This window comes from Photobacterium sp. SP02 (genome assembly GCF_038519165.1).
Lineage (GTDB): Bacteria > Pseudomonadota > Gammaproteobacteria > Enterobacterales > Vibrionaceae > Photobacterium > Photobacterium halotolerans.
In genome coordinates this window covers 1-9,453 of record NZ_JASJOJ010000094.1, presented here as the reverse complement: position 1 = coordinate 9,453, position 9,453 = coordinate 1, and the positions used below count along the sequence as shown (strand labels likewise).

Here is a 9,453-nt window from a genome sequence, read left to right as displayed (position 1 = left end):
GGCGTGGATAAACTGATTGAAGAAAAGGGCGGTCTGGTTTGGGATGCCGATGCGTCATACCACGCAAACCTTCGGGGCCAGCCAGCTGACTTACCTGGCAGAGCGGCCGCTCGAGATTGGTTGTCAGGCTCGTCTGAAACTGTTTCTTGATAATCCCCCTGCTGCCGTGTATTGCTATGCCAGTGTCAGTGAATGCCAGGCCAGGGAAGATAAGTTTGACATTACACTGCAGTACACCAGACTGCAGGAAGACGACAGGGATCTACTCATTCGTGCAGCTTTGCACATCCAACAAAAACTGCTGCGTCAACGTGCGCTGCAACGAAACGAAAGTCAATCATAGTCATGACAACACACACGCTATTTTCTCTACCTTTGCCGAACAAAGCCGGCGACAAGCGCTTTGTGGGAAATGTCTCCGGCGCCGCCTTGGCGGTTGCCATTGCCGAACTGGCGAAAAGCCACACAGGCCCGGTGCTGGCTGTAGTGCCTGATACGCAGACGGCATTGCGTTTACAGCCTGAAATCAGCCAGTTCTCTCAGGCAGAGGTCAATATTTTCCCCGACTGGGAAACCCTGCCTTATGACAGTTTTTCGCCGCATCAGGACATCATTTCTGATCGCCTGGCCCGTTTATATCAACTGCCGACTCAGCAGGATGGTGTGCTGCTGGTTCCTGTCAGTACCTTGTTACAGCGCCTGACACCGCGCAGCTTTATTCACCAGCACGCTCTGCTGGTCAGCAAAGGGGATCGCCTGTCGCTGGAGAAGTTACGCCTGCAGCTTGAAGCCGCCGGTTACCGCCATGTCGATCAGGTGATGGAACACGGTGAGTACGCCAGCCGCGGCTCACTGCTTGATCTCTTCCCGATGGGAAACAATGAGCCCTTCCGGATTGATTTCTTTGATGACGAAGTGGATTCGATTCGTCAGTTTGACCCGGAGTCGCAACTGTCGACCGGCGAGATCGACAATATTCACCTGCTGCCCGCACACGAGTTTCCGACCGATGAAGTGGCCGTGGAAAGCTTCCGTATGCGCTGGCGTGAGCAATTCGAAGCCCGCCGGGAGCCGGAGTCCATCTATCAGCAGGTCAGCAAGCGCACCTGGCCGGCAGGGATTGAATACTGGCAGCCGCTGTTTTTCGATCACACCGATACCTTGTTTGATTATCTGCCTGATAACACGCTGTTACTGACCATAGGCGATCTGGACAACGCGGCGGAGCATTTTCTGCACGATGCCGAATACCGCTTTCAGGAGCGCCGTGTCGACCCGCTGCGCCCGCTTCTTGAACCTAAAGCCCTGTGGCTGACCACCGCAGAAATGTTCAGCGGATTTAAAACCCTGCCGCAGGTCAAGCTGAACAAAGCTCCGGAAGAAAACAAAGCCGGCCGGTTCAACCCGGCCATTTCACCTGTGCCGGCGCTGACCATCAATCATCAGCTGAAAGAACCCTTATCGGCACTGCGTCAGTTTCAGGAAAGCTTCACCGGAAAAATTATCTTTTCCGTTGCCAGTGAAGGCCGCCGCGAAGCCTTGCTGGACTTGCTGGCCCGGATAAAACTGCGCCCTATGGTCTGTCACAGCCTTGAAGAGGCCATGGCAGCCGCCAGTCAGTACACGCTGGTGATTGGCGCCGCAGAGCAGGGTTTTATCCTCGATGAACCGGCTCTGGCTTTCATCTGTGAAAGTGATCTGCTGGGTGAACGTGTTATTCAGCGTCGTCGCCGTGAGGATAAGCGCACTGTCAGCTCAGATACCATTATCCGAAATCTGGCAGAGCTGAAAATTGGCCAGCCTGTGGTCCACCTTAACCATGGCATAGGCCGCTATCAGGGCTTGCAGACCCTCGAAGCCGGCGGCATTACCACTGAATACGTCACCCTGGAGTATCAGGGCGGGGCGAAACTCTATGTCCCCGTGGCATCCCTGCACCTTATCAGCCGCTATTCAGGCGGAGCAGAAGAAGCCGCCCCTATCCATAAACTGGGCAGTGAAAGCTGGCAGAAAGCCCGCAACAAAGCGGCGGAAAAAGTCCGTGATGTGGCGGCAGAGCTTCTGGATGTTTACGCCAAACGTGAGCTCAAACCGGGTTTCAAATTTAAGCTCGACCGCGAAGCCTATGCCGATTTCTGTACCGGCTTCCCGTTCGAAGAAACCCACGATCAGGCCATGGCCATCAATGCCGTGCTGTCGGATATGTGTCAGGCCAAAGCCATGGATCGTCTGGTGTGTGGTGATGTCGGTTTCGGTAAAACCGAAGTCGCAATGCGTGCGGCCTTTGTGGCTGTCGATAACAGCAAGCAAGTCACAGTGCTGGTACCAACCACTTTGCTCGCGCAGCAGCATTTTGAAAATTTCCGCGACCGCTTTGCCAACACCCCGGTACGTGTGGAAGTGCTGTCCCGTTTCAAAACAGCAAAAGAACAAAAAGCGATTATGGAAGATGTCGCTAAGGGAAAAATTGATATCCTGATCGGCACGCACAAGCTGCTCAACGCCGAAGTGAAGTATCAGGATCTCGGCCTGCTGATTGTCGATGAGGAGCACCGCTTCGGCGTCCGCCAGAAAGAAAAACTGAAATCGCTGCGCGCAGACGTCGACATTCTCACGCTCACCGCTACCCCGATTCCGCGTACGCTGAATATGGCAATGAGCGGCATGCGCGATCTGTCTATTATCGCGACCCCGCCTGCCCGGCGTCTGGCGATCAAAACCTTCGTTCGCGAGCGTGAAGACCTGATCATCCGTGAAGCCGTATTGCGTGAAATTATGCGCGGCGGGCAAGTGTATTTCCTGCACAACGACGTAGAAAGCATCGAAAAAACGGCGCAGGATCTGGCCGTTCTGATTCCTGAAGCGCGTATTACTACTGCCCATGGGCAGATGCGCGAACGTGAGCTGGAAAGAGTCATGAGCGACTTTTACCACCAGCGTTTTAACCTGCTGGTCTGCACGACTATCATAGAAACCGGAATTGACGTCCCGACAGCAAACACCATAGTTATCAACCGGGCTGACCATCTTGGTCTGGCCCAGTTACATCAACTGCGTGGTCGCGTTGGCCGTTCGCACCACCAGGCCTATGCGTATCTGCTGACCCCGCATCCCAAGCGGATGACTAAAGACGCCGTGAAGCGCCTGGAGGCCATCGCGTCACTGGAAGATCTGGGCGCTGGCTTTACGCTGGCGACACACGATCTCGAAATACGCGGCGCCGGTGAACTGCTGGGCGATGAGCAATCGGGCCAGATCCAGTCGGTCGGTTTTACGCTGTTCATGGAAATGCTGGAACAGGCCGTCGAAGCACTCAAGGCCGGCAAAGAGCCGTCGCTGGATGACCTGCTGCGCGAGCAGACTGAAGTTGAGCTGCGATTACCGGCGCTGCTGCCGGAAGACTACATCCCGGATATCAATACGCGACTGTCCCTGTATAAACGGATTGCCAGTGCCGGCAATGAAGACGCCCTCGACGAGTTAAAAGTGGAGCTGATTGACCGCTTTGGCCTGTTGCCGGACGCCGCCGCTAACCTGTTAACGCTCAATAAGCTGAAGCTGAAAGCGGCAAATCTGGGCCTTCGTCGCATAGAAGCCGGAGAAAAAGGCGGTTATTTCGAATTTACTGAAAATGCTGCCATTGACCCCGGTTTCCTGGTCGGTCTGTTACAATCACAGCCACAGCGATTCCGAATGGATGGTCCGACTAAGCTGAAGGTCACGGCAACACTGACAGACCGCCGTGAGCGCATCAAGTATGTTGACGGCTTCCTAACACAATTAGCTGAAAACACCCTATAATGGCTGCATACCAGTGCGGAGTATAACCTTGAAAAATCTGATTTATTTGCTGCTGCTTGCCATCAGCCTGCCAAGTTTCGCAGCACGACAATTTGACATTGAAGTCATTATCTTCAAGCGAAATATTGATCCGGGACAAACGGCTGAATCCTGGCCGGATCAGGCAGAGCCTCTGAATTACAGTGGCGCGGTGCGACTGAACAATATGGCGCAACTGGCAAACAGAGGCATTACGCCTATGCCGGCAAGCCGGTTTAAGCTGAGCGAACAGTATCAGCGCTTGAAGAGTCATGCCGGTTTCACCCCACTTGCTCACTTTGGCTGGCGGCAGGGGGATCTCAGCAAAGCACAAGCACCGACTTTTCACTTAACCGCTGGCCGGGATTTCTCAGGTCAGTTTCTGCAAGACGGCACCTCAAAAGCCGAAGCAGCGCGCCGTGGCCTGAGCAGCAGCGAAATGACAGCACCGCCCAGCTTTGATCTTGCTTCCGGTGAAGTCACGCAAACAGAGCCTTCTCCGGCAGCGACTAAGCCGCTGTATGAGCTTGAAGGGAAAATTCAGGTCTATGTGAATCACTTTCTTTTCACCAATACCCAGCTGGATTTACGTGAGCCTGGCCGCCGTGAAGTGGTTGTCGGCACCGAGCCATTAGACAGTCTGGATCCCAACCAGAGCGGTACGGTTCAGTACGGACAGCTGCAGGAAGTGAAAAAGAAAATAGAAGTTGAAGAATTCCTCAAAGCGTTCCGCTTTGACCAGCAGCGTAAAATGCGAAGCGGTGAAACCCATTATCTTGATCACCCGCTGATGGGGATGGTGGTACAAATCCGCCGCCTTGATTCAGAATAACAACATTTGCGAGGGGCCATCTGGCCCCTTTTTCCGGTTACTGTCTGCAGGAATCACTGATGAAGCTGGACTTCATGCTCACCACTCCCCGCCTTTACCTGCGACCCTACAAAATTGCGGATGTAGATGACAACCTGTCCGCGGTACTGGAATCGCAGTCAGATTTATCGCCCTGGGTCGAGTGGTGTCATGATGGCTATGACCAACAGGATGCACACGCCTGGCTGTCGGCTTCTCAGATGAACTGGAAAATCGACAATGGCTACGAGCTGGCAACTTTTACCCGCCGTGACGGCAAATTTTTAGGCACTGTGTGTCTGAATAATCTGTCTCAGCTAACCAATTGTGCTGAATTGGGCTATTGGATCCGAAGCAGTTGCCATCGTCAGGGATATGCGACAGAAGCGATTATCGCTCTGGCGCGTTTTGCGTTTGAGACGCTGGCACTGACCAGACTGGAAATCGTGGTTCACATTACTAATACCCCCAGCCAGAAAACCGCTGAGCGCACAGGCGCCCTGTTCGAATCTCTGAGCCGTAACCGAATTTACACCCATGGCAAAGCCTGCGATGGCATGGTCTACGCACTGATCCCGCAGGACTTGGCACCTAAACGCAACCGGATAGGCTAAGATAGCCAAATAACCCCGGAATACTTGGCTATATTCATCAAAGACAATACAAAAAGGTAGGAATATCAGTGTTTAAAATTATTCTCGCGATCATTATTATCGGCTTGGTGATTTTCTTCTTTCAACGCAGCCAGAACAATAAGCAACTGGCGGTTCAAAATGCAGAAGAAGGCAAAGCCTTCCTTGAAGCCAATAAAAACCAGGAAGGTGTTAAAACCACAGCCTCCGGCTTGCAATATACTGTGCTGAAATCAGGCACGGGAACAGAACACCCTAAGGCATCGGACAAAGTGACTGTCCACTACCACGGCACCCTGATTGACGGCACTGTGTTTGATAGCTCTGTTGAGCGTGGCGAGCCGATCGCTTTCAACCTGAATCAGGTGATCAAAGGCTGGACCGAAGGACTTCAGCTGATGGTTGAAGGGGAAAAGGTGCGTTTGTTTATCCCGGCCGAACTGGCGTATGGTAACCGCTCTATGGGTAAAATCGGTCCCGGATCCGTGCTGATTTTCGATGTCGAGTTATTAAAAATTAATTGATAGCCAAACCATCACCGCCGCCCGTGCTGGGTACTGGCTTAGAGATAACAAAAAAACCGCCGTTTCAGGCGGTTTTTTATTGGGCGCCAGATCCAGGTGTCAGACACCTGGCACTATAGCCTTAATGAAGTTTAAGGTTGGGACGCAACACGCGGTTAATGCGTCCGACCAGCATCATCAGGCTGGTCTTAAAGAAACCGTGCAGCGCAATATGGTGCATCCGGTACAGTGAAATATACATCACGCGGGCAATGCGGCCTTCAATCATCATCGACCCTTTGGTCAGGTTACCCATCAGGCTCCCGACGGTAGAAAAGCGACTCAGGGAAACCAGCGAACCATGATCCACAAAGACATAAGGCTTCTGCGCACGATCTGTCAGTTTAGCAACGATATTTGAGAAGCAGCGGCTGGCCATCTGATGCGCCGACTGTGCACGAGGCGGAACCAGGGTGCCGTCCTTTTGCGTACAGGCAGCCAGATCCCCAATCACATAAATATCATCGTCACGGGTGGTCTGCAGCGTGTCTTTCACCACCAGCTGGTTAATACGGTTGGTTTCCAGACCCGCAATGTCTTTGATGAAATCCGGGGCTTTAATGCCCGCCGCCCAGACCATGAGTTTGGCCGGAATGTGCTGACCGTCTTTGGTTGTCAGGCCGGTTTCATCTGCTTTAATCACCATGGTTGCTGTGTGCACTTTTACGCCCAGCTTAGTCAGCTCGGTATGTGCGGCAGCTGAAATGCGTGGCGGCAATGCAGGCAGAATGCGCTCACCGGCTTCAATCAGGTTGACATTCAGTCGGGAGCTGTCCAGATCGCCAAAGCCGTACAAACGCAGCTCTTTCACAGCATTATGCAGCTCCGCGGACAGTTCCACCCCGGTAGCACCCGCACCGACAATGGCAATATCCACCGTTTTCTGCTCTTTGTGTGCATGCAGCTTCAGGAACTGATTATTCATTTCCGTTCTGAATTTATGTGCCTGCGCCGGACTGTCCAGGAAAATACAATGCTCTCGCACCCCGGGTGTGTTGAAATCGTTACATTTCGAACCGATAGCCAGGATCAGAATATCGTATTCAATCTCGCGCTCGGGGATCAGCAGCTCATCGTGCTCATCGTAAAGCGGATGCAATGTGATGCTTTTGCGGTCGCGGTCAATGTCTTTCAGCGCGCCCAATTGAAAATCGAAATGATGGTTTTTGGCATGCGCACGGTAGCTCAATGCGTCAACGCCTTCATCCAGCGAGCCGGTCGCCACTTCATGTAACAGTGGTTTCCACAGATGACTGCTGTTCTTATCTACCAGGGTAACGTTTGCCTTTCGTTTACGGCCTAAGGTTCGCCCTAGTTTGGTGGCCAATTCCAGGCCCCCGGCACCGCCTCCAACTACGATGATTCTCGTCACAGTCTTTTTCCTCTAGTTTTTATAAATCTTGCACAAACCGGCAGGGACATTGCCCTGCCAGGTAAAAATTCTGACTGACGTAGAGTTGGGCAGAGGATCGTTTCAATCCGTCTGCGGAGGGAGAGGCATATACTCAATGGGTTGCTTTAAATTGCTTTATTGCTTGTAAGTGCTGGGAGATTTTCTTGAATTTATGCGTTTGTGTATCGTCCCAGATCACTTGGTAATATGCGTCCAATGTTCTATTTATGGATCGATTATCTAACACTTCATCATTAGTTGAAAGTATACAGAGGCACTTCCCGAAATTTTTTTCTCTGAAATCAGACACGCATTTTGTTGCTATATCTTCGTACTCTTCCGGCCGGTCTATTTTCCCCTGCATATTTGTTTCAGGATGTAAATTTGGGTTAATGATTGCTTGCTTGATACCACAGAGAAAACCGATACGCTCAGCCCAGTACCCCCCCAGCCCTACGCCACATATCAACGGATGCGCATCATCACTGGCAGCAATGAGCTTATCCACTTCTTTCAGTAAGTGTTGCATATCGTGTTTGGGATGAAATGTACTATAAGTCACTGCGCGAACATCGGGATCGATAAATTGCAGCTGAAGCACTTTTTCGTGATTCCCAGGGCTGGTGGAATCAAAGCCATGCAGATAAATGATCATAGTGAAGCGACTCCTGGAAAATGTCCGTATCAAGGTTAACCACTATACGGCATTTACTATTAGCCACAAAATTAAAGTGGTTAATCAGGTCATTGATAATAGTTACTGTTGGATCAAGACGGCTATCTCTTTGCGCGTTTCGGTTAATTTATTCATCAGATACTGGCGCTGAGAAGAAGACAAGCTCTGATTCAGCTGCGCCATTAAGGCAAATCGGCGCTGAAGGTATTGATCTAATTGAGACTGTACCGGCGCATAGCGAAGACCGACCACATCTTTGAATAACCTCTCGAGCCTGGCATCAAATTCCGGACGGTGACGCTGCGACAATAACGCCTGCCATTGCTGATAAAGCCCGCTGCGCGCAGAAAAAAAGACCGGCTCAATATCCAACTGGTGCTTTGCCAGTTCCTCAATAATGCTTTGTTGCTCATCCGTTAGTGAACCAATCCATTCCTTGCTGAACTTTTCAAATCTGGTGGTATAGCGCTGAAGTTTCTCTTCCTGGCTTAACTTCTCTCTTTTGGCCCGAAGTTCATCCAAATCCTTATTGATCTTAGTGTTAATCTGATCAATCTGGATATTACTCAGGTATCGCAGCAAGTTTGCCGCCGGTGGGGTAAAAACTGAAGCACTCTGCTCTGCCAGTGCCGTAAAGCTATAGTGGTAGCGCGCTATCTGGGCTGAGGTCAGCGGGCGTTGCAGATCCTGCTGAAATTCAAAAATATGCTGATGCAGTTTTGGCAGCTCCTGACGACGGTGCACAGTCCGAGCCTGCAACAGCTCGCTTTCAAACCGGGATGCCTGCGTCGGAGTCAGGCTGACATAATCATCCAGATACCAGGGAACCCAATAGTTCATAGTGTTATAGGCAAGACGGGCGGCACACCCCGAGAGAAAAACCAACAAACACAGCAACAGTAACGGACGATGCCAACGAGCACAGGCTAGACTCACACGCACTTCCTCCAGAAACTGTCTGACAGATTTACCCGGCGATAGCAATCAGGCAGCAGCCAATTTTGCTAACAATGCTTTTGCCTCAATACGATAGTTGTCATCCTGCCACAAATTTGCGCCAGCATAATACCAAAGCATAGCCAAGAAATCGCACCAGGGGAGCCACTGCTGCACTGCTTGTGAGACAAGAGCCGGGTCACCTCCCTGATAACGGCAGTAGTGCTGCGCAGCAGTTACAACATCAAGATGGTTGGCCTGAACCGTCAGCGCCAGATCCAGCATAGGGTCACCGGCCGCCGCATACTCCCAGTCAATCACGGCCAACTCTCCGCCCGGACGCTGAATGAGATTGTAAAATCCCAGATCATGATGGCAACAGGTGTCAGGAAACCCACTGTGAGGAATATGGCTGAAATAATGTGCGCATACTGATGCCAGTTCCTCCCCGTTATCCTCCGGTGAGATGGCAGCAAGATAGTGTTCAGCCCGCTGACGCACGGCTAACCGCCAGCCGGGCAAAGGTAATCGGTGAATCTTGGCCTGCAAAGCCATCAGGGTAATGTAAAAAGCCCGACCTATAC

9 protein-coding genes are annotated in these 9,453 nt (G+C 51.8%); 5 read left to right on the top strand and 4 right to left on the bottom strand.

The window, feature by feature from the left end; genetic code table 11:
* Positions 1 to 16: 16 nt before the first annotated feature.
* The 5 genes from P0Y67_RS21490 to P0Y67_RS21470 all read left to right on the top strand — a co-directional run bounded on the left by P0Y67_RS21490 (position 17) and on the right by P0Y67_RS21470 (position 5,825).
* A complete protein-coding gene (locus tag P0Y67_RS21490) occupies positions 17 to 343 on the top strand; it encodes a hypothetical protein (protein ID WP_342393516.1) in 327 nt (108 codons plus the stop codon).
* Between the two features lie 2 nt (positions 344 to 345).
* Positions 346 to 3,801, top strand: a complete 3,456-nt coding sequence (gene mfd / locus P0Y67_RS21485) for a transcription-repair coupling factor (protein WP_342393515.1) — start codon at positions 346 to 348, stop codon at positions 3,799 to 3,801.
* A 28-nt stretch (positions 3,802 to 3,829) separates the two neighbouring features.
* A complete protein-coding gene (locus tag P0Y67_RS21480; protein ID WP_342393514.1) occupies positions 3,830 to 4,651 on the top strand; it encodes a peptidoglycan binding protein CsiV in 822 nt (273 codons plus the stop codon).
* Positions 4,652 to 4,710: 59 nt separating this feature from the next.
* The gene (locus P0Y67_RS21475; RefSeq protein WP_342393513.1) at positions 4,711 to 5,283 is read left to right on the top strand and encodes a GNAT family N-acetyltransferase; all 573 of its coding nucleotides are present in this window, start codon (positions 4,711 to 4,713) and stop codon (positions 5,281 to 5,283) included.
* Between the two features lie 68 nt (positions 5,284 to 5,351).
* The gene (locus tag P0Y67_RS21470; protein ID WP_337113781.1) at positions 5,352 to 5,825 is read left to right on the top strand and encodes an FKBP-type peptidyl-prolyl cis-trans isomerase; all 474 of its coding nucleotides are present in this window, start codon (positions 5,352 to 5,354) and stop codon (positions 5,823 to 5,825) included.
* A gap of 121 nt (positions 5,826 to 5,946) precedes the next feature.
* Here the strand turns inward: P0Y67_RS21470 and P0Y67_RS21465 are convergent, their stop codons facing one another.
* From P0Y67_RS21465 to P0Y67_RS21450, 4 genes are all read right to left on the bottom strand, one after another.
* Positions 5,947 to 7,236 carry an NAD(P)/FAD-dependent oxidoreductase gene (locus P0Y67_RS21465; RefSeq protein WP_342393512.1) on the bottom strand — a complete coding sequence of 430 codons (1,290 nt, stop codon included), beginning with the start codon at positions 7,234 to 7,236 and terminating at the stop codon, positions 5,947 to 5,949.
* A 133-nt stretch (positions 7,237 to 7,369) separates the two neighbouring features.
* Positions 7,370 to 7,912, bottom strand: a complete 543-nt coding sequence (gene ycfP / locus P0Y67_RS21460) for an alpha/beta hydrolase YcfP (protein WP_342393511.1) — start codon at positions 7,910 to 7,912, stop codon at positions 7,370 to 7,372.
* A gap of 102 nt (positions 7,913 to 8,014) precedes the next feature.
* Positions 8,015 to 8,869, bottom strand: coding sequence for a DUF6279 family lipoprotein (locus tag P0Y67_RS21455; protein ID WP_342393510.1), 855 nt, complete (start codon positions 8,867 to 8,869; stop codon positions 8,015 to 8,017).
* Positions 8,870 to 8,917: 48 nt separating this feature from the next.
* Positions 8,918 to 9,453: phosphotransferase (locus P0Y67_RS21450; RefSeq protein ID WP_342393509.1), on the bottom strand; the 536-nt coding region annotated here is incomplete at its 5' end.

Bases quoted from the DNA above. Each gene is read 5' to 3' on its own strand.
- mfd (WP_342393515.1), top strand. From the start codon at position 346: ATGACAACACACACGCTATTTTCTCTACCTTTGCCGAACAAAGCCGGC.
- P0Y67_RS21475 (WP_342393513.1), top strand. From the start codon at position 4,711: ATGAAGCTGGACTTCATGCTCACCACTCCCCGCCTTTACCTGCGACCC.
- ycfP (WP_342393511.1), bottom strand. From the start codon at position 7,912: ATGATCATTTATCTGCATGGCTTTGATTCCACCAGCCCTGGGAATCAC.